Here is a 19,664-nt window from a genome sequence, read left to right as displayed (position 1 = left end):
CGCTGTGCTTGCCGCTCTCGCCGTCCTTGCCGCCCTCGCTTCAGGGAGCTATGCCTGTCATGTCCGATTCTCCGCGCGTCGACGATGCTGCCGCCCTTGCGGCCATCACCTCTCCTGTCAGCCCAAGTCCGCTGGCCCGCCCAACGCCCCCCCACCTCCCGCCCGACACCGTATCGACGACCGCAAGCGCCTACGTCGCGCTCGATTTATCTCTGCCCGGTGCGCTGCGCGAGATCGAGCGCCTTGCTGCCGCGCAACTGCCCCCGCATACGCTAATGGCTCGCGCAGGCGCCGCCGTCGCGCATTGGCTCTACGGCCATCTTCCGGCGCTCGCGAGTGCCGGGCGGCAGCCGGTGCTGTTGCTCGCTGGTCCGGGTAACAATGGCGGCGACGCCTACGTGGCGGCACGCGAGCTGCATCGTCTCGGCGTGCGCGTCGACGTGTGGCAACTCGCGCCGCCCGTGGCCGACGACGCACGCTGGGCGCACGGCGAGGCTCTCGCCGCGGGCGTGCCGGTGCGGCCCGCGCCCGCCACGTGGTCACAGCCGACGGCCTACGCATGGATCGTCGACGGCCTGTTCGGCATCGGGCTGTCTCGTCCGCTCGACGGGGCCGCTGCAGCGCTCGTCGAAAACGTTACGCATGCCCACGCGCAAGGCACGCCGGTGCTCGCCATCGACATCCCCAGCGGGCTGGCGGCCGCCACGGGTGTGGTCGACGGACCCGTTATCCATGCCGACGTGACGATTGCGATGCTCGGCGCCTGCCCAGGCCTGTTGACCGGCTCTGGCCGCGACATCGCGGGAGACGTACTCGTCGCTTCGTTGGGAACGGAAGACGTGCTGACAGCCATGCGCGCTGCGGGCTCTACGGACGCTGCGGGTGTGAGCGGCAACGTCCTTGCGACAAGCGCCCCGAGCGCGTTCCTCGCGCATCTCCCGCAGCGTCGTCAGGCTTCCCACAAAGGGAGCTATGGATCGCTGGCTGTGCTCGGCGGTAACGAGGGCATGGTCGGCGCGCCCATGCTGTCGGGCCGGACCGGCTTGATGACCGGCGCCGGGCGCGTCTATGTGGGGTTCGTCGCCCATGACGCCCCTGCGTGGGATCCGGTACATCCGGAGTTGATGCTTCGTCACGCCGAGAATCTCGACCTTTCGGCCATGCAGGCGGTCGCCATCGGACCGGGACTCGGCACTTCGGCGGCATCTGCCGCGTGTCTGTCGCGCGCACTCGCGTTGGAACATACGCCGTTGGTGATCGACGCCGATGCGCTCAATCTGCTCGCCGCCGAACCGTCGCTCGCCGAGCGCGTGCGCCGTCGCTCAGGGCCGACGGTGCTCACGCCGCACCCGCTGGAGGCCGCACGGCTGGCGGGCTGCGACGTGGCAAAAATTCAATCGGACCGGCTGGCTTCCGCGCGCGCGCTCGCCCAGCATTTCGGCGTGACGATCGTGCTCAAAGGCTCAGGCAGCGTGATCGACGATGGCACTCGTGCCTGGATCAACACGACGGGAAACGCCGGTCTGGCGACGGCAGGCACCGGCGACGTGCTCACCGGCGTCATTGGCGCCCTGCTCGCGCAAGGCATGCCGGCAACGCAGGCCGCCCTGGCCGCCGTGTGGATGCACGGCAGGGCCGCCGATCGCTGCGTGAGCGCAGGCACCGGACCTGCGGGGCTGACGGCGTCCGAACTCCTGCCGGCCATTCGCGCCGAACTGGGTGAATGGCTGAGCGAGGGAATGCGTGCCACGCGCTCGGCACGATCCATGCGATCGGCGCCAACAGGCCGCCCGAACGTCGCCAGCGCGCCCTGAAAACCTCATTTCGGGACCTGCAAGCCATGCCAAAGTACGCCGGGGCTTGCCCGTAGCCGCATTTCGGCGTGATTTCGCGGTGACTCCCGTTATACTTCGCTTTATCGAAATGTCCCTATCGCACATGCCGTACAAGACATCCGTTCGTCTGGACCACCTCCCCGCCTGGCGCACCCTGCTCCAGCACCGCGACGAAATCGCCTCGCAGCATATGCGCGACTGGTTCGCCGGCGCAGGTGCCACCGCGCGCGTCGAGAACTTTTCGCTGCACGCGGCTGGCCTGTATCTCGATTACTCGAAGAACCGCATCACCGAGAAGACGCGCACCCTCCTCACGCATCTCGCACGCGAATGCCACGTGCCCGCCAAACGCGACGCCATGTGGGCGGGCGAACATGTGAACGTCACGGAAAATCGCGCGGCGTTGCACATTGCGCTGCGCGCGCCCAAGGGCATGGTCTTTCGCGACACCTCGGGCGAAGTCAGCAGCGGCGTGGCCGAATCCCTCGCACGCATGCGTGACTTCAGCGAGCGCGTGCGCGATGGCCGCTGGGTGGGTGCCACCGGCAAACGCATCAAGCATCTGATCAACGTGGGCATCGGCGGCTCGGATCTGGGACCGCGCATGGTGTGCGACGCCCTCGCCGTCTACGGCCGCCCGGACCTCTCGGCGCACTTCATCGCCAACATCGACCCGACCGAACTCGCGCGCACGCTGCCGACGCTCGATCCCGAGGCGACGCTGGTCGTGGTGTGCTCGAAGACGTTCACCACGCTCGAAACCATGACGAACGCGCGCACGATTCGCGCGTGGTTCATCGCCCATGGCATTCCGGAGCGCGATCTCGACAAGCATTTTGTCGCGGTCTCGACCAATGTCGACGAAGCGATGGGCTTCGGCATTCTTCGCGAGAACGTATTCCAGTTCAGCGAATGGGTGGGGGGACGTTACTCGCTGTGGTCGTCGGTCGGCCTGATCATCATGCTCTATCTGGGCGCCGCGCATTTCGAGGCGATGCTCGCCGGCGCACACGCGATGGACGAACACTTCCACAACGCGCCGCTCGAAGCCAACATGCCCGTGCTGCTCGGATTGATCGGCATCTGGTACCGGAATTTCTTCGACGCGCAGACCCTATCCATCGCCCCTTATACGGACGCGCTGCAGAAGCTCCCACCGTATTTGCAGCAACTGGACATGGAGAGCAATGGCAAGTCGGTGCAGATCGACGGCACGCCCGTCGCGTGGCAGACCGCGCCGATCATCTGGGGCGAGCCGGGTACGAATGGCCAGCACGCGTACTTCCAGATGCTGCATCAGGGCACCACACTCGTGCCGGTCGACTTCATTGCCGTGCTCGAACCGCAGTACGATCAACCGGCTTATCTCGATCATCACCGCAAGCTGCTTGCCAATTGTTTCGCGCAAAGCGAAGCGTTCCTGCAAGGCGGCTCGACGGCAACACCGGAACAGGCAGGCACCCCGTTAGGCGCGCAACGTCGCTTTGACGGCAACCGTCCCAGCAACACGCTCGTCATGGACAAGCTGACGCCGGAGCGCCTCGGGGCGCTGATCGCCCTGTATGAGCACAAGGTATTCGTTCAGGCCGCCATCTGGAACATCAACCCGTTCGACCAATGGGGGGTGGAGCTGGGCAAGACGCTGTGTCGTGCGATCGAACCCGAACTCGTCGATCCGGACTCTCTCAAGCCCGGTGCGCACGACGCCTCCACAGCGTCGTTGATCCGTATTGCGGGTGAGGCGCTCAGGCGTCGCCGTTGACCAATCGACCGCCGGCGAGTTGCACCGTTGCATCGCAACGCTGTGCAATCGCCAAGTCGTGCGTGACCAGCACCAGCGTCGCGCCGCTCGCCTGATTGAGCGAGAACATCAGGTCGATCACCCGCTCGCCCGTCGCCGTATCGAGACTGCCCGTGGGTTCGTCGGCAAACAGCACAGTAGGCTCGGTGACAAATGCGCGCGCGAGCGCCACGCGTTGCTGCTCGCCGCCCGAGAGTTGCTTCGGATAGTGCGTCAGACGCGATCCCAATCCCACCTCTTCGAGCAATTTGACGGCACGATTGCGCACTTCACGTGTCTCACCCAACAATTCGAGCGGCAGCATCACGTTCTCGAGCGCGGTCAGATGCGGCATCAGTTGGAAGGATTGGAAGACGAAGCCGACGGCACCGCGCCGTAGCGCAGCGCGACCTTCTTCGTCGAGTTCGCCAAGCGACTTGCCCAGCAGCGTGATGCGGCCGTCGGTCGCAGTGTCGAGGCCGGCCATCAGGCCGAGCAGCGTGGATTTGCCTGACCCGGACGCGCCGACGATAGCCACGGTCTGGCCTTTCGCGACGGAAAAATCGATATCCTGCAAAATGATCAGTTCACCGGTCGCGTCACGCAACCGTTTGCCCAGACCCCGCACTTCAATAACGTTTTCGGAAAACGACATGGCAAGAAGAGAGTTCTTGAAAATGGCCGCCTCAGCCCTCGTGGGCTGGTGCATGCTGACAGGGACCACAGCGAACGCGGCAAGTTCTGGCGCGCCGACGATTCTTGTCGTCGGCGACAGCCTTTCGGCGGAATATGGCATCGCGCGCGGCGCCGGCTGGGTCAATCTGATGCAGCAGACGATCACGCAAAGCGGGTTCGATTATAACGTCGTCAACGCGAGCATCAGCGGCGACACGACAAGCGGCGGGCGCTCGCGCCTCGCCCCTTTGCTCGAGCGCTATCACCCCGCGATCACCATCATCGAACTCGGCGGAAACGACGCCCTGCGCGGCATTCCGCTGGATCTCACGCGCAGCAATTTGCGCGAAATGATCGACGCGTCCCGCAAAGCCGGCAGCCGTGTGATCGTTGTCGGCATGCGCATTCCGCCGAACTACGGACCCGACTACAGCGAGCAGTTCTTCAACATGTTCTCCACTGTCGCCAAGCAGGAAAAAACCGGCTACGTGCCGTTCCTGCTTGCTGGCGTCATCGAGCATCAGGACTGGTTCCAGCAGGACCAGATTCACCCGCTCGCCAAGGCCCATCCGCAGATCCTTCAGAACGTCTGGCCAACGGTGAAGCCACTGCTCAAGCCCGCCGGGAAACCACCCGCCAAAGCCGCCGACTCACGCGCACCGAAATCCGGCGCATAAAAAAAGCGGCCAACTGATTGGCCGCTTTTTCCTTCCGACTCACCGGACAGACGACTTGAGCGTCTGCCGTGCAATCAGTTGCTCGACTTGGTGACGTCGTTGACAACCTTCACCTTCGAGCGCGCACGCAGGTCACCCAGCCACGCATTCCATTCGGCCTGAGCGGCCAACTGGCTCAACTGCTGCGCTTCGGCAGCGAGACGCTGTGCGTCCTGGCCGGCCGGCTGCGTCACCTTGCTGATGCGATACACCGCATAGCCCTGCCCCTCGCCCAGATCCACGCCAACGTAGGCGGGAAGTTTGCTGGCGTCGGCACTGAAGATTGCGGTCAGGGCCGTCGGCGCCAACTTGCCCGGATTGTCACGCGAGACGGTTTGCGCAGCACCGAACTGGGCGTCGCCACCCTTCTTGAGCGCATCCAGCTTGGCTTCCCCGGCCTTCTTCGACGCCTGCTCCGCCAGATCGGCAATCGCCTTCTGCTTGACCTGCGCTTCGATCTGCTCGAGCGGCGGGGTGGCGGCCGGATGGTAGGCGACCACGTGAGCCGACACCAGCACACCTTGGCCAACATCCACGGCTTCGGTGTTGCGCTTGTTCTTGAGCGACTCGTCACCGAACACTGCCTTGAGCAGCTTGTCGTTGCCCAGCGGGCTCCGCGCCAGCGCTGCATCCGGCGTACGCGTCACCTTCGCCGTCTGCACCTTCAGGTTGAGCTTGTCGGCCACCGGTTGCAGGCTGTCGGGCTGCTCATACACCGAATTCGTGAACTGATCGGCAAGCTTCGCATAACCCTTGGCCGATTCCTGCTGACGGTACTGATCGGCCAGTTGCGCCTTCACGTCGTCGAACGACTTGGTTTGCGACGGCTTGATACCCGTCAACTTGATGATGTGATAACCGAAGTCGCTCTTCACGACATCGCTCACGTCACCCTCGTGCTTGAGCGCGAACGCGGCGTCGGCGAACGGCTTGACCATCGCGTCGCGCGTGAAAAAGCCCAAATCGCCGCCGTTGGCCTTCGAGCCCGGGTCTTCCGAGTTCTGGCTGGCCAGCCTGGCGAAGTCGTTCGGGTTCTGCTTGAGCTGCGCGAGCACGGCTTCGGCCTTGGCCTTTGCCTTGGCATGGTCGGCAGGCGAGGCGTCCGCCGGCGAGGCAATCAGAATGTGCGACGCACGACGCTCTTCCTGCGTCGTGTATTGCTTCAGATTGTCGTTGTACATCTTGCGCAGCACATCATCGCTCGGCGCTGCCTGAGCCGATGCCGGCATGGCCTTCGGATCGAGCAACACGTACTGAATGTCAGCCGACTCGGGCGTCTGGAAAGCCGCCTTGTGCGCGTCGTAGTACGCCTGGATCTGCTGCGGCGTCGGCACGATCTTGTCAGCGTAATCCGAGAGCGGGAAGTTCAGCGCCGAGACTTCGCGCTGCTGCGAACGCAGTTGCGCGAAACGATCGAGCACGGCCTTCGGCAGCATCGCGCTTGCCTGCACGCTCGACGGCAGTTGGTTCGATGCGAGTTCGTAGCGAATCTGCGCTTCGAGACGCTGCGGCGTGAGGTTCTGTGCAGACAGCAGTTGTTCGTAAGCGGCCTGGTCGATGGACCCGTCCGCGCGGCGCAATTGCGCAATCGCCGGAATGGCCAGCAGGGCCTCGCGCACCTGGGCGTCGGGCACCGACAGGTTCTTCTTGAGGGTTTCCTGCGTGAGCAGCTTCTGCTGGATCAGGTTATCCAGCACCGCAGCGCGCATTTCCGGCGTGTTGATCTGGCTTGCATCGACGGCGCCGCCGAACATCTGCTGCATGCGCTCGGTCTGTGCGCGCAGCACACTGTCGTATTCCTGACGCGTCACGGTTTGATCGCCGACCTTGGCGATCGTGCTGGCGTCCGAGGCGTATTCCTGCCAGCCATGAACGCCAAACACCACAAACGACGGCACGATCAACACCGTCAGGAAGATGAGTACCAATCGTTGATGACGGCGAATGAAGTCGAACATACGAAATCGGAAGAGTCGTCTGGATGCGTTTTATGACGCTATATGGCAAAAAAGGCGAACCGAAGTTCGCCTTTTCACAATTTGGCGGAGCGGACGGGGCTCGAACCCGCGACCCCCGGCGTGACAGGCCGGTATTCTAACCAACTGAACTACCGCTCCCCAAGATCTGGAACTGGTGGGTGCTGAGGGGCTCGAACCCCCGACCTACGCCTTGTAAGGGCGCCGCTCTACCAACTGAGCTAAGCACCCGTTCCCGATTTTAGTCTTGTTCTTACTACCTCCTGCCGAAGCAGGAAAGCTGGTCAGTTTACAGCATCTTTGAGTTCTTTGCCAGGACGAAATTTCGGAACCTTCGCCGCCTTGATCTTGATGGCTTCACCGGTGCGCGGATTACGTCCCGTGCGGGCCGCGCGCTTGGCAACATGGAACGTGCCAAAGTTGACCAGCGTCACATCGTCACCTTTCTTCAAAGCTTTTTTTACCGCACCCACAAACGAATCAAGTGCCCGACCGGCAGCCGCTTTCGAAATGTCGGCCTCATGCGCGATTTGATCGATCAGTTCCGTCTTATTCACTGTAACCCCCTTGCAAGGATAGTAGGCGATTGAGCCGCGGAAGCGCTCTTGGCGCGCCTTGACATTGATCTGAGAGGTCCGCTGGCTTTGCCATTAGACAAGCCGCAAACCCTGATGTCAAGCCGTTTTGCGGCCACTGGACAGCATCGGAAGCACTCCTGAATCCGTACTTGCCGACCGCTATTTTCGGGCACCTTGCCCCCATAAAAAAAGCCCGGGGAAAACCCCGAGCTTTTTGAGTATTTTCCTGTCGGGCGATGACAGGACGCTTTCACGCTCAGTCACTCGCCTCGATAGAACACAACACTCAGTGCTTGATGACGTCCTGCTTGCCGCCTGCATCTGCATTCGGCGTCACAGGCGCTGCCTTCGCTTCTTCCTCAGGCAGCGGCGCCGGTGCATGCTCCAGTGCGAGCTCAAGCACCTTGTCGATCCAGCGCACCGGCACGATCTCCAGCGCGTTTTTGACCGTGTCGGGAATCTCTGCGAGATCCTTCACGTTCTCTTCCGGAATCAACACGAGCTTGATGCCGCCACGATGAGCCGCCAGCAGCTTCTCCTTGAGACCGCCAATCGGCAGCACTTCGCCGCGCAGCGTGATCTCACCGGTCATCGCCACATCCGCACGCACCGGAATACCGGTGAGTACCGACACGAGCGCCGTCGTCATCGCGATACCGGCAGACGGACCGTCCTTGGGCGTCGCGCCTTCGGGCACGTGGATGTGAATGTCCTTCTTCTCGAACTGCTCATCAGATACACCAAGACGGCGTGCACGCGAACGCACCACCGAGCGGGCCGCTTCGACCGACTCCTTCATCACGTCGCCGAGCGAACCCGTGCGGATGATGTTGCCCTTGCCCGGCATCAGCGCGGCTTCGATGGTCAGCAGATCGCCGCCCACTTCCGTCCACGCCAGACCCGTGACCTGGCCGATCTGGTTTTCCTTCATCGCCAGACCGAAGTCGAACTTGCGCACACCCAGGAAGTTGTCGAGATTGCCCGCATCGACCTTGATCGACGAGCCTTCGACCTTCTTGAGCAGCAACATCTTCACAACCTTGCGGCAGATCTTCGAGATCTCGCGCTCAAGCGAACGCACACCGGCTTCACGCGTGTAGTAGCGAATGATGTCGCGAATCGCGGCTTCCGTCAGATCGATTTCGCCTTCCTTCAACCCGTTGTTCTTCTTCTGCTTCGGCAGCAGATAACGTTGGGCGATATTGACTTTCTCGTCTTCCGTGTAACCCGACAGGCGAATCACTTCCATACGGTCGAGCAGCGGCGCCGGAATGTTCAGCGAGTTCGAGGTGGCCACGAACATCACGTCCGACAGATCGAAGTCGACTTCGACGTAGTGATCCGAGAACGTGTGGTTCTGTTCCGGGTCAAGCACTTCGAGCAACGCCGAGCTGGGGTCGCCACGGAAGTCCATGCCCATCTTGTCCACTTCGTCGAGCAGGAACAGCGGGTTACGCACGGCGACCTTCGACAGGCTCTGCAAGATCTTGCCGGGCATCGAACCGATGTACGTGCGACGGTGACCGCGAATCTCGGCCTCGTCACGCACGCCACCCAACGCCATGCGTACGAACTTGCGGTTCGTGGCACGTGCGATCGACTGACCGAGCGAGGTCTTGCCCACGCCGGGGGGCCCGACCAGGCACAGGATCGGTGCTTTGACCTTGTCCACGCGCTGTTGCACGGCAAGATATTCAAGGATACGTTCCTTGACCTTCTCAAGACCGAAGTGATCCTCGTCGAGCACCTTCTCGGCGTTCGTCAGGTCGTTGTTCACCTTGCTCTTCTTGCGCCACGGCAGACCGACCAGCGTATCGATGTAGTTGCGCACGACGGTCGCTTCGGCCGACATCGGCGACATCAGCTTGAGCTTCTTGAGCTCGGCGTCGGCCTTCTTCTTGGCTTCCTTCGGCAGATGCGCGGCCTTGATGCGCTTCTCGAGTTCCTCGAGATCCGCGCCCTCTTCGCCTTCGCCCAACTCCTTCTGGATTGCCTTGACCTGTTCGTTCAGGTAGTACTCGCGCTGGCTCTTCTCCATCTGACGCTTCACGCGCCCGCGGATACGCTTTTCCACCTGGAGGATGTCGATCTCGCTCTCGAGCTGCGCGAGCAGATGCTCGAGACGCTCGATGACCGGGAACATTTCCAGAATCTTCTGCTTCTGCTCAAGCTTGAGCGGCAGATGTGCGGCGATGGTATCCGCCAGACGACCCGCTTCGTCGATGCCCGACAGCGAGGTCAGGATCTCCGGAGGAATCTTCTTGTTGAGCTTCACGTACTGGTCGAACTGCGCGACGATCGCGCGACGCAGCGCCTCGGATTCCGGCGAATTGCCGTCGTCCGGTTCGAGCGGCATGACTTCCGAGGTGAATTGAGTTTCTTCCTCATCCACGCTCAGCGTACGCGCGCGCTGAATCCCTTCGACCAGCACCTTGACGGTGCCATCCGGCAGTTTGAGCATTTGCAGGATGTTTGCCACGCAGCCGATCTCATAGAGATCCTTCGACGTGGGTTCATCCTTGGCCGCGGCCTTCTGTGCGACCAGCATGATGTGCTTGCCGCCTTCCATCGCGGTTTCAAGCGCTTTGATCGATTTCGGACGCCCCACGAAAAGGGGAATCACCATGTGCGGAAACACGACCACGTCGCGCAAAGGCAACAGGGGCAGTTGAATCGCTTCGGGCGGGAGGATTTGGGTGCCTGACATCTCGTTCCCCATATTTAACGATACCGTTGTGTTCCAGCTAATTGAGGCCGCCGGCGAGAATTACAAGAGGCTGGAAGAGCCCTTTCGCCAACAAGTTGCACCACTCGGGGTTTCATTGCCCGTGGCACTAGTATGAAGGAAAAAAAGCCGTCCATGTTTCCATGAACGGCTTGGGGTAGCGCTGAGTTGACCGTTCAATTGGAGCCGGCAACCTTGGGCGACTCCTGATAGATCAAGAGCGGCTTTCCGTCGCCGCTGATCGCGTTTTCGTCCAGGATCACCTTGGTGACGCCCTTGAGCGACGGCAGTTCATACATGACTTCGAGCAGCGCCTGTTCGATGATCGAACGCAGGCCACGCGCGCCGGTCTTGCGCTTGATGGCCTTGCGCGCCACCGCGTGCATGGCCGCCGGACGAATCTCCAGCTCCACGCCCTCCATCGAGAACAAACTCTGGTATTGCTTGACCAGCGCATTCTTCGGTTCGATGAGAATCGTGACCAGCGCGTCTTCGTCAAGCTTACCCAACGTGGCAACCACCGGCAGACGACCGATCAACTCGGGAATCAGACCGAACTTGATCAGATCTTCCGGCTCGACGTCTCGCAGCAATTCGCCCGCGTCACGCTCTTCGCCCGTCTTGACCGTCGCGCCGAAGCCGATCCCCGTCTTCTCGGTGCGGTTCATGATGATCTTCTCGAGACCATCGAACGCGCCGCCGCAGATAAAGAGGATGTTCGTCGTGTCGACCTGGATGAAATCCTGGTTCGGATGCTTGCGGCCGCCCTGCGGGGGCACCGAAGCCATCGTCCCTTCAACCAGCTTGAGCAGCGCCTGCTGCACGCCTTCGCCCGACACGTCGCGCGTAATCGACGGATTGTCCGACTTGCGGCTGATCTTGTCGATTTCGTCGATGTAGACAATGCCCTTCTGCGCCTGCTCGATCTCGTAATTGCAGTTCTGCAGGAGCTTCTGGATGATGTTCTCGACGTCCTCGCCCACGTAACCGGCTTCGGTCAGCGTGGTCGCGTCGGCAATCACGAAAGGCACGTTGAGCAGACGCGCGAGCGTCTGTGCGAGCAGCGTCTTGCCCGAGCCGGTCGGCCCGATCAGCAGGATGTTGCTCTTGGAAAGTTCGACCTCGTCGCGCTTGTCGCCGAGGTGTTTCAATCGCTTGTAATGGTTATAGACCGCAACGGCCAGAATCTTCTTGGCACGGTCCTGACCGATCACGTATTGATCGAGACTCTCGCGAATTTCCTGCGGCGACGGCAAGTCGGACTTGGCGCCGCTGCCGCTCTCGTCTTCGGCCGCTGCGGCCTCGTCGCGAATAATCTCATTGCACAGATCAATGCACTCGTCGCAAATGAACACGGACGGACCTGCGATGAGCTTCTTGACCTCGTGCTGGCTCTTTCCGCAGAAGGAGCAGTAGAGCAGCTTTTCGCCGTTGGAAGTGCTTTTTTTATCCACCATATCTGTGTCAGCCTGCTAGCAATTTGCGCCCCGGTCGTCCCCCGCCGGGGCGGCAAACGCGGCATACGTGAATTCCATTGTAACGCCATGCTGCGCGAGCGTGTGGCCCACCCGCGACAGCCATAAATTCCCTTATACGACAAAGGCTTGGCGCGATCACCCCGCGTCTCAAAACGAAAATGCAGGGTGTCGCGCCAACGATTTTGCCGTCAGACGCCCCGAATTCGTGCCCGAATCAGGGACGCTCTTGCAGCACGCGATCGATCAGCCCGTACTCCACGGCATCGGCGGCCGACTTGAAGTTGTCGCGGTCGGTGTCGCGCGCGATCACGTCGATCTCTTGCCCGGTGTTATCGGCGAGCAGACGATTCAACCGGTCCTTGAGCAGAAGGATTTCCCTGGCGTGAATTTCGATGTCGGAGGCCTGACCGCGCGCGCCGCCCAGCGGCTGGTGAATCATGATGCGCGCGTTCGGCAGGGCGAAACGCTTGCCCTTCTCGCCGGCGGCCAGCAGGAAAGCCCCCATGCTCGCGGCCATGCCGAGGCACAGCGTCGAGACCGGCGGCTTGACGAACTTCATCGTGTCGTAAATCGCCAGGCCCGCCGAAACGGAGCCACCCGGCGAGTTGATGTACATCGAGATTTCCTTGTCCGGATTTTCGCTCTCGAGGTACAGCAATTGGGCGACAACGAGGTTGGCGCTTTGGTCATTGACCTCGCCAACCATGAAAATGATGCGCTCCTTGAGGAGTCGCGAATAGATGTCGTAAGCGCGCTCACCACGACCACTTTGCTCGACGACCATCGGCACGAGGCCAAGGCCTTGCGTCTCGAGGGCGGAGTTGTGTGTCTGGGAGGCGAGTTGGGCGAGCAATTCGGAACGGGTAATCATATCGGTTCGACCCTTCTATCGAGATGGTTTTGCGCGCCGCAAGGGGGAAACCCGGAGGCCATTTGGTAAAGAACCGCCACGGCCTTGCGGCCGCGGCGGTTCAGTCGGTCGTGTCGCGTTCGATCAGGCTTGCGTATTGCCGGCCAACTCTTCGAAACTCACCTGCTTGTCGGTCACCTTGGCCTTACCCAGGACGAACTCGACAACGTTGTTCTCGACGACGAAACCTTCCATTTCCGCCATGCGCTGCTGATCGCCATAGTACCAGCGGACGACTTCTTGCGGGTCTTCGTAGCTCTTCGCGAACTCTTCGACTTCGGCCTTGATTTGCTCCGGCTTGGCTTGCAGGTCGTTCTGCTTGACCAGTTCCGCCAGGATCAGACCCAGCTTCACGCGACGCTCGGCTTGTTCCTTGAACATTTCCGCCGGGATCGGCACGTTGCCGGCGTTCGGCACGCCGCGTTGCGTCAGATCCTGACGCGCCATCGCCACCAGACGCTCCTGATCCTGAGCAACCAGCGCGTTCGGCACGTCCAGCTCCGCCACGGAGATCAGCGCGTTCATCACCTGATCCTTAAGCAGCGCTTGCGTACGACGCTTCACTTCGCGCGACAGGTTTTCCTTGATGTCAGCGCGCATCTTTTCGATGCTGCCGTCGGCAATACCCAGCGACTTGGCGAACTCGGCGTCCACTTCCGGCAGATGCGCCCACTCGACCTTCTTGAGCGTGACGGTGAACGTGGCGGTCTTACCGGCCACTTCCTTGCCGTGGTACTCGTCCGGGAACTTGAGTTCGAATTCCTTCGACTCGCCGACCTTCAGGCCCAGCGTAGCCGTTTCGAATTCCGGCAGCATGCGGCCTTCGCCCAGCACGAACACGAAGTCTTCCGCGCTACCGCCAGCGAACACTTCACCGTCGATCTTACCGACGAAATCGACCGTCACACGGTCACCGTCCTTGGCTTCGACCGAGCCGCCGTCGCCGTGGGCGCCGGCTTCGCCGCGCACGTGGTAGTGCACGCGCTGCTTGCGCAGAATGTCGATGGTGCGATCGATCTCGGCTTCCGAAACGTCGGTCGTGGTGCGGCTCACTTCAGCCGTGGCCAGATCGCCGAGCTTCACTTCCGGATAGATTTCGAACGTGGCGTCGAATGCGTACTCGGTCTCGGCAGCGTCGGCCTTCGGCGCGAAACGCGGCTGACCTGCAACGCGCAGATCCTGTTCCTTGCTGATTTCGAAGAATTGCTGGCCAACCTTGTCGCTCACGACTTCGGCTTCGACCTGACCACCGTATTGCTGGGTGACCATCTTCAGGGGCACCTTGCCCGGACGGAAGCCCGGCATACGCACCGTCTTCGACAGCTTCTGAATGCGTGCTGCAACTTCTTTTTCGACTTCCTGCTTGGGCAGGGCGATGGTAAAGCGACGCTCGAGCTTGCCGAGGTTTTCAACAGCGATAGTCATGAGGATATTCGTCCATCCAGAGGGTCGTTCTGTGTTGCGGCGAGGGATTGCCACAAGCGGACCCTGTCAGTTAATCAACCTTGGGCCGGAACCGACGATGCGACGCCGGCTTCCCTCCGCCCCCGACAAATCGGGGTAGCGCCAAAACGGTCTTGCACACAAAGCGGGACATTTTAGCAAACTATTGTCCCGCCTCCAGACTTTCCGCCTGCAAAGCAAGGAAATCTGGACATTTCACCTTTCGTGGGCGCCCGGCGACTGTCATCTCGTGAGCCGTGCACCCCTGTGGCGAAACCACGCATTAGAGGGCGACGTCCACAAAAAGATCTTGGGAGACGCACGCTTACCGCCTAGGATTCAATCGAACGTTTGAATGAAACATCGGTTCCTTGAGATGACGCGGCGTCGTGCCGCGTCTCACTGGAGATTCGTCGTGAGCCCTCGCATCTCTGTCGGCCGCCAAGCCGGCGACACCAAGCTGCGCATTCTCGATGCCGCAGAAGATCTATTCATCGAATTCGGCTACGAAGCGATGTCGCTGCGGCAGATTACCTCGCGCGCCGAAGTCAATCTGGCCGCCGTGAACTACCACTTCGGCAGCAAGGAAACACTACTCCAGGCCATGCTCGCGCGCCGGCTCGACCGGCTCAACGACGAACGCCTGGCGCTGCTCACCCGCGCCGAAACGGCATGGCCCGCGCCGCAACTGACCTGCGAGCATGTACTCGGCGCCATGTTCATCCCCGCGTTGGCCATTTCGCACCATCGCGATATTGGCGGCCCGGCGTTCCTGCGCCTGCTCGGACGCGTCTACGCCGACCCCTCGCCCTTCATCCGCGACTATCTGCAACAGCACTACGCCCCGGTCTTCGAGCGCTTCTTCGAAGCGTTCGCCCGCGCGCTGCCCGAGTTGCCGCGCCAGGAGCTGGGCTGGCGTCTGCACTTCGCGCTGCAAGCGCTCGCCGGCGTGCTCGCGAGCAGCGACACCTCACGCCTGATCGACACCTTCGCGCAAGGCCAGCCGATGGGCGACCTTCACGTCGTCGCGCGCCTCACCGCGCTCATGGTCGCGGCGCTCAAGGCCCCGATGCCTGGCGAAGAACAATTGGCGAGCTTCGCCGCCGTCTTCGCGCTCGCAAAGGATGCCGATGTAACACCGCCCCGCGAAACGGGACACGTGCCAGACGCTCCTTCGCCATCTCAGTCGAATGACGATGGGCCGGCAGCGAGCGACAACGACCGCTCGCTCGCGAACGCCTGAAACCCCGAAGCCCGGCAAGCGACCGACGAGACCTCCGACGCGCCGCGCGACATTCACCGCCCGCGCTGCGTCGGCACCGGATCTCCGTTGAATGGAAATCCCAATTTCGACGCTTTACCCAAATTCCCGGCGCACCAATACGTCGCCGAACGATCCAACAAAAACGCCGTCGCCGATTCGAACTGCGCACAACGTCAGCGAAAACCGACAGACGGCATGAGGACGACAGCCCCCGGCGCTACCCGTTTTCCCTTCGTGGAGAACGCATGATGCGCACAGGTCGTGTAGCGCCTGCCGGGAAGCTGAACCGAAAGGGAGGAGAAAATGATGGCTGTATGGATTCTCGCGTTTGTCGTGGGCGTCACCGCCCTGCTTTTCTATCGCGCCCATGCCTGGCAGTGGCTGATCGCAACCGTGCTATGGGTCGGCGCAGGCGTCCTCTCGGGACTGACGGGAACGGTCGCAGCCGTCATCCTCGGCGTCGTGTTCATTCTCCCGTCCTTGATCCTCACCATCGGCCCGCTGCGCCGCGCGTGGGTTACCGCGCCGATGCTCGCCAAGTTCCGGACCATCATGCCGGAAATGTCGGACACCGAAAAAGATGCCATCGAAGCCGGCACCGTCTGGTGGGACGCCGATCTGTTCTCCGGCCGCCCCGACTGGCAGAAGTTCATGGCACTACCCGCGCCCACCCTCTCGCCCGACGAACAGGCCTTCATGGACCATCAGGTCGAGCACCTGTGCGACCTGTCCAACGATTGGGAAAGCACGCAAGTCTGGCAGGATCTGCCGCCCAAAGCGTGGCAATACGCGAAGGACGCAGGCTTTCTCGGCATGATCATCCCGAAGCGCTACGGCGGCCTTGAGTTTTCGGCGTACGCGCACTCACAGGTCGTGATGAAGCTGGCCTCGCGCTGCTCGTCTGCGGCTGTCTCGGTCATGGTGCCCAACTCGCTCGGTCCGGCCGAATTGCTGCTGCACTACGGCACGCAGGCCCAGAAGGACTATTACCTGCCGCGTCTGGCCAAGGGCGATGAGGTTCCCTGTTTCGCGCTCACGAGTCCCTATGCCGGCTCCGACGCCGCCGCGATTCCCGACATCGGAATCGTGTGCCGCGGCCTGCACGACGGCCGCGAAACGCTGGGCTTTCGCGTGACATGGAGCAAGCGCTACATCACGCTGGGCCCCATCGCCACCGTGCTCGGCCTCGCATTCCGCGCGCTGGACCCCGACCATCTGCTCGGTGACGACGACGAGCCCGGCATCACCTGCGCTCTGATCCCGACGAACCATCCGGGCGTCGTCATCGGCCGTCGCCACTGGCCGTTGAACGCCGTCTTCCAGAACGGCCCCAACTCGGGCAAGGACGTCTTTATTCCGCTCGATTGGGTGATCGGCGGACAGGCGCAAGTCGGCAAGGGCTGGCGAATGCTGATGGAATGCCTCGCCGCGGGCCGCGCCATCTCGCTGCCCTCGTCGAACGTCGGCTACTCGAAGATCGCCGTGCGCGCTACCGGCGCTTACGCGGCGGTTCGTCGCCAGTTCCGCACGCCGATCGGCAAGTTCGAAGGGGTGCAGGAAGCGCTCGCGCGCATGGCCGGCAATCTCTACGCCATGGACGCCACGCGCCGCATGGCTGCGCTCGCTGTCGATCTCGGCGAAAAGCCGTCGGTGATTTCGGCCATCGCGAAGTACCACGTCACCGAGCGCGCCCGCAAAGTGGTGAACGACGGCATGGACGTCGTTGCAGGCAAAGGCATCTGCATGGGCCCGAACAACTTCCTCGCCCGCGCGTATCAGCAGATTCCGGTGTCGATCACCGTCGAAGGCGCAAACATCATGACGCGCTGCCTGATGATCTTCGGCCAGGGCGCGATTCGCTGCCATCCGTACGTACTCAAGGAACTCGCCGCCGCCCAAACGGCGGATCACGACGCCGCCGTGCGCGCCTTCGACGACGCCCTCTTCGGCCATCTGACCTTCGTCACGAGCAACATCGTGCGCGGCGCCCTGCAAGGCATCACGCACGCCAGATTCTCGTCGGTGCCGTCGAACGCCGCGCCCGAACTGCACGCCTACTATCGCGCCGCAAACCGCATGTCGACGCTGCTCGCCATTGCGTCCGACGTCTCGATGGCCGTGCTCGGCGGCTCGCTCAAGCGCCGCGAGAGCATTTCGGCACGCCTGGGCGACATCCTCTCCCTACTCTTCGTGCTGAGCGCAACGCTCAAGCGATTCGAGGACGAAGGACGTCCCGAGGCCGATCTGCCGCTGGTGCACTGGGCCGCGCAGGATGCCCTCTGGCAAGCGCGCGAAGCCTTCGAAGGCGTGTTGGCGAACTATCCGTCGCGCGGCGTGGCATGGTGGATGCACTGGAAGCTCGCGCCCCTCGGCCTGCCGTACGCCAAGCCCGCCGATGCGCTGGCCTCGCGCGTGGCTGAAATCATGCAAACGCCGGGCGACGCCCGCGAGCGTCTCATCGCCGACAGCTATTCGCCGAGACCTGAGATCGACGGTCTGGCTTACGGCGAAATCGTCTTCCAGATGACGCCGCAAGTCACCGCCATCGAGCAACGCCTGCGCGCGGCGATCAAGGACGGTCATCTGCCGGCCATGCCGCAGAGCCTGCCCGAATTCACCGCATGGGTCGACGACGCCGCGAAGCAACAACGCGTGAGCGACGACGAGCGCCGCCTGCTCGCGCAATACGCCGACTACGCTGCGCGAGCGGTAGCGGTCGACGACTTCCCGGCCGACTTCGGCCGCCTCGCCGACATGCAGCAAGCCCAGCAACAGGAAGCGGCGAACGAAGCGCTCGCGTCATGAGTTCTCCCGCCAGCCAGCGCCCATCACTCTGAGGATTTCCACGCCGTGACGATGTCCGACCGATATCTTGCCTTTGCCAACTCCGCCGTGGGCAGCCGTCTGGCCAACGCGCTGGGCCTGCCCCGCCCCGTGCCGCTCGAGCGCATGCCCGAGTCCGGCGACGACGTCGCCGAAGTCCGCTCCATGCCGGCTCCGCTCGCCGTCGTCGGTGGTGCGGGCGACGCACCGTTGTTGCCGGGACTCGCGCGCGAGCTACATTGGCTGGGCGTGCCGAGCCTCGCGCACGCCGAACGTCTCGACTGGATTTCATACGCCAACAAGACGGGCACGATGAGCGGCCGGTTCAATCCGAGCGAAGGCGTGCGCCCCAAAGCGTTGCTGTTCGACGCGAGCGCCATCGCGAGCACCGATGAGTTAAGCGCGCTGTACACCTTCTTCCACGACACCCTTGCCTCGCTCGACCGATGCGCACGCGTGCTCGTGCTGGGGGTGCCGCCGTCGCTGGCGCCCACACCGCAAGCCAGCACCGCGCAACGTGCGCTGGAAGGGTTCGTGCGCTCGCTTGCCAAGGAACTCAAGCGCGGTGCCACAGCGCAGTTGTTATACGTCGCGCCGGGCGCCCGCGAAGCCCTGCACTCGACACTGCGCTTCTTCCTTTCGCCTCGCGCGGCCTATGTCAGCGGTCAGGCCATTACGCTCCAGCCCCCCGTGTTCGAGGCACCGCCGATGCGCGACACCCGCCCGCTGGCCGGTCAGGTAGCGCTCGTGACCGGGGCGGCGCGCGGCATCGGCGAGGCCATCGCCACCGTGCTGGCACGAGACGGCGCCCATGTCGTGTGCGTCGACATTGCGTCGGCACAGGACGCGCTAACCACCGTCGCCACCCGCCTCGACGGCAGCGCACTGACGTGCGACATCGCCGCCCCCGACGCGGCTGCCACGCTGCTCGCGCATCTGGCCGCGCATGCGCCGCGCGGCCTGGACATCCTCGTTCACAATGCGGGCATCACCCGCGACAAGACCCTCGTTTGCATGAGCGACGCCCAGTGGCAAAGCGTGCTCGACATCAACGTCGGGGCGCCGCAGCGTCTGAACAGCGCGTTGCTCGACGCCGGCGTGCTGCGCGCGAACAGCCGGATCGTCGGCGTGGCGTCGATCAGCGGCATTGCGGGCAACCGGGGGCAGACGAATTACGCGGCGTCGAAAGCGGCGGTGATCGGCATGGTCGAAGCCTGGTCGCCGATACTGGCCGCCCGCCAGATCAGCATCAATGCCGTCGCCCCCGGCTTCATCGAGACGCAAATGACCGCTGCCGTGCCGTTCGCCATTCGCGAAGCCGGACGCCGCATGAACTCGCTCGGTCAGGGCGGCCAGCCGGTCGACGTTGCGCAGGCGATTGCGTGGCTGGCGCATCCGGCGTCGGGCGCACTGACAGGACAAGTGGTACGCGTGTGCGGGCAAAGCCTGCTTGGAGCGTGA

General features: G+C 62.8%; 13 protein-coding genes and 2 tRNA genes. 6 read left to right on the top strand and 9 right to left on the bottom strand.

Annotated elements, in window-relative coordinates:
• Window positions 1–59: 59 nt before the first annotated feature.
• Together ACIPHM_RS21675 and pgi are read left to right on the top strand one after the other, a co-directional pair.
• Window positions 60–1,814 (top strand): NAD(P)H-hydrate dehydratase, encoded by a 1,755-nt coding sequence (locus tag ACIPHM_RS21675; protein WP_400332846.1) that lies wholly within the window; start codon window positions 60–62, stop codon window positions 1,812–1,814.
• 109 nt (window positions 1,815–1,923) lie between these two features.
• Window positions 1,924–3,597: a glucose-6-phosphate isomerase gene (gene pgi, locus ACIPHM_RS21670; protein WP_400332843.1), complete on the top strand. Its 1,674-nt coding sequence runs from the start codon at window positions 1,924–1,926 to the stop codon at window positions 3,595–3,597.
• Here the strand turns inward: pgi and ACIPHM_RS21665 are convergent.
• Window positions 3,581–4,270 carry an ABC transporter ATP-binding protein gene (locus ACIPHM_RS21665; protein ID WP_400332840.1) on the bottom strand — a complete coding sequence of 230 codons (690 nt, stop codon included), beginning with the start codon at window positions 4,268–4,270 and terminating at the stop codon, window positions 3,581–3,583. The genes pgi and ACIPHM_RS21665 overlap by 17 nt on opposite strands.
• Before the next feature lie 22 nt (window positions 4,271–4,292).
• Between ACIPHM_RS21665 and ACIPHM_RS21660 the strand changes: the two genes are divergently transcribed.
• On the top strand, window positions 4,293–4,967 hold the full coding sequence (locus ACIPHM_RS21660; protein ID WP_400332837.1) for an arylesterase: 675 nt from the start codon (window positions 4,293–4,295) through the stop codon (window positions 4,965–4,967).
• Between the two features lie 74 nt (window positions 4,968–5,041).
• Here ACIPHM_RS21660 and ACIPHM_RS21655 read toward each other — a convergent pair whose 3' ends face one another.
• The 8 genes from ACIPHM_RS21655 to tig all read right to left on the bottom strand — a co-directional run bounded on the left by ACIPHM_RS21655 (window position 5,042) and on the right by tig (window position 14,098).
• Window positions 5,042–6,964 (bottom strand): SurA N-terminal domain-containing protein, encoded by a 1,923-nt coding sequence (locus tag ACIPHM_RS21655; RefSeq protein WP_400332835.1) that lies wholly within the window; start codon window positions 6,962–6,964, stop codon window positions 5,042–5,044.
• A gap of 82 nt (window positions 6,965–7,046) precedes the next feature.
• Window positions 7,047–7,123: transfer RNA gene (locus ACIPHM_RS21650), tRNA-Asp, on the bottom strand.
• A gap of 14 nt (window positions 7,124–7,137) precedes the next feature.
• A tRNA-Val gene (locus ACIPHM_RS21645) sits at window positions 7,138–7,213 on the bottom strand.
• 53 nt (window positions 7,214–7,266) lie between these two features.
• Window positions 7,267–7,539, bottom strand: coding sequence for an HU family DNA-binding protein (locus ACIPHM_RS21640; RefSeq protein WP_400332832.1), 273 nt, complete (start codon window positions 7,537–7,539; stop codon window positions 7,267–7,269).
• 307 nt (window positions 7,540–7,846) lie between these two features.
• Complete coding sequence (lon, locus tag ACIPHM_RS21635; RefSeq protein WP_400332831.1) at window positions 7,847–10,267, bottom strand: endopeptidase La; 2,421 nt, start codon at window positions 10,265–10,267, stop codon at window positions 7,847–7,849.
• Window positions 10,268–10,461: 194 nt separating this feature from the next.
• On the bottom strand, window positions 10,462–11,742 hold the full coding sequence (gene clpX / locus ACIPHM_RS21630; RefSeq protein WP_400332829.1) for an ATP-dependent Clp protease ATP-binding subunit ClpX: 1,281 nt from the start codon (window positions 11,740–11,742) through the stop codon (window positions 10,462–10,464).
• Between the two features lie 235 nt (window positions 11,743–11,977).
• The gene (gene clpP / locus ACIPHM_RS21625) at window positions 11,978–12,631 is read right to left on the bottom strand and encodes an ATP-dependent Clp endopeptidase proteolytic subunit ClpP (RefSeq protein WP_400332888.1); all 654 of its coding nucleotides are present in this window, start codon (window positions 12,629–12,631) and stop codon (window positions 11,978–11,980) included.
• A 126-nt stretch (window positions 12,632–12,757) separates the two neighbouring features.
• Window positions 12,758–14,098, bottom strand: a complete 1,341-nt coding sequence (tig, locus tag ACIPHM_RS21620; RefSeq protein ID WP_400332828.1) for a trigger factor — start codon at window positions 14,096–14,098, stop codon at window positions 12,758–12,760.
• A gap of 433 nt (window positions 14,099–14,531) precedes the next feature.
• Here tig and ACIPHM_RS21615 point away from each other — a divergent pair, with 433 nt between their 5' ends.
• The 3 genes from ACIPHM_RS21615 to ACIPHM_RS21605 all read left to right on the top strand — a co-directional run bounded on the left by ACIPHM_RS21615 (window position 14,532) and on the right by ACIPHM_RS21605 (window position 19,664).
• On the top strand, window positions 14,532–15,359 hold the full coding sequence (locus ACIPHM_RS21615; protein ID WP_400332825.1) for a TetR/AcrR family transcriptional regulator: 828 nt from the start codon (window positions 14,532–14,534) through the stop codon (window positions 15,357–15,359).
• A gap of 327 nt (window positions 15,360–15,686) precedes the next feature.
• Entirely contained in the window at window positions 15,687–18,185 is a 2,499-nt protein-coding gene (locus ACIPHM_RS21610) for an acyl-CoA dehydrogenase (protein WP_400332885.1), read from the top strand.
• 51 nt (window positions 18,186–18,236) lie between these two features.
• Window positions 18,237–19,664 carry a 3-oxoacyl-ACP reductase gene (locus ACIPHM_RS21605; protein WP_400332823.1) on the top strand — a complete coding sequence of 476 codons (1,428 nt, stop codon included), beginning with the start codon at window positions 18,237–18,239 and terminating at the stop codon, window positions 19,662–19,664.

The sequence above is a fragment of the Pandoraea sp. NPDC087047 genome (assembly GCF_044745225.1).
GTDB lineage: Bacteria > Pseudomonadota > Gammaproteobacteria > Burkholderiales > Burkholderiaceae > Pandoraea.
Note: the sequence above shows the minus strand (reverse complement) of the source record. Positions and strands in the feature narration are given on the sequence as shown.

Coding starts and splice junctions, on each gene's coding strand:
- ACIPHM_RS21605 (WP_400332823.1), top strand. CDS start 18,237: ATGTCCGACCGATATCTTGCCTTTGCCAACTCCGCCGTGGGCAGCCGT.
- clpX (WP_400332829.1), bottom strand. CDS start 11,742: ATGGTGGATAAAAAAAGCACTTCCAACGGCGAAAAGCTGCTCTACTGC.
- ACIPHM_RS21665 (WP_400332840.1), bottom strand. CDS start 4,270: ATGTCGTTTTCCGAAAACGTTATTGAAGTGCGGGGTCTGGGCAAACGG.
- ACIPHM_RS21610 (WP_400332885.1), top strand. CDS start 15,687: ATGGCTGTATGGATTCTCGCGTTTGTCGTGGGCGTCACCGCCCTGCTT.
- ACIPHM_RS21655 (WP_400332835.1), bottom strand. CDS start 6,964: ATGTTCGACTTCATTCGCCGTCATCAACGATTGGTACTCATCTTCCTG.
- pgi (WP_400332843.1), top strand. CDS start 1,924: ATGTCCCTATCGCACATGCCGTACAAGACATCCGTTCGTCTGGACCAC.
- tig (WP_400332828.1), bottom strand. CDS start 14,098: ATGACTATCGCTGTTGAAAACCTCGGCAAGCTCGAGCGTCGCTTTACC.
- lon (WP_400332831.1), bottom strand. CDS start 10,267: ATGTCAGGCACCCAAATCCTCCCGCCCGAAGCGATTCAACTGCCCCTG.
- ACIPHM_RS21660 (WP_400332837.1), top strand. CDS start 4,293: ATGGCCGCCTCAGCCCTCGTGGGCTGGTGCATGCTGACAGGGACCACA.
- ACIPHM_RS21675 (WP_400332846.1), top strand. CDS start 60: ATGTCCGATTCTCCGCGCGTCGACGATGCTGCCGCCCTTGCGGCCATC.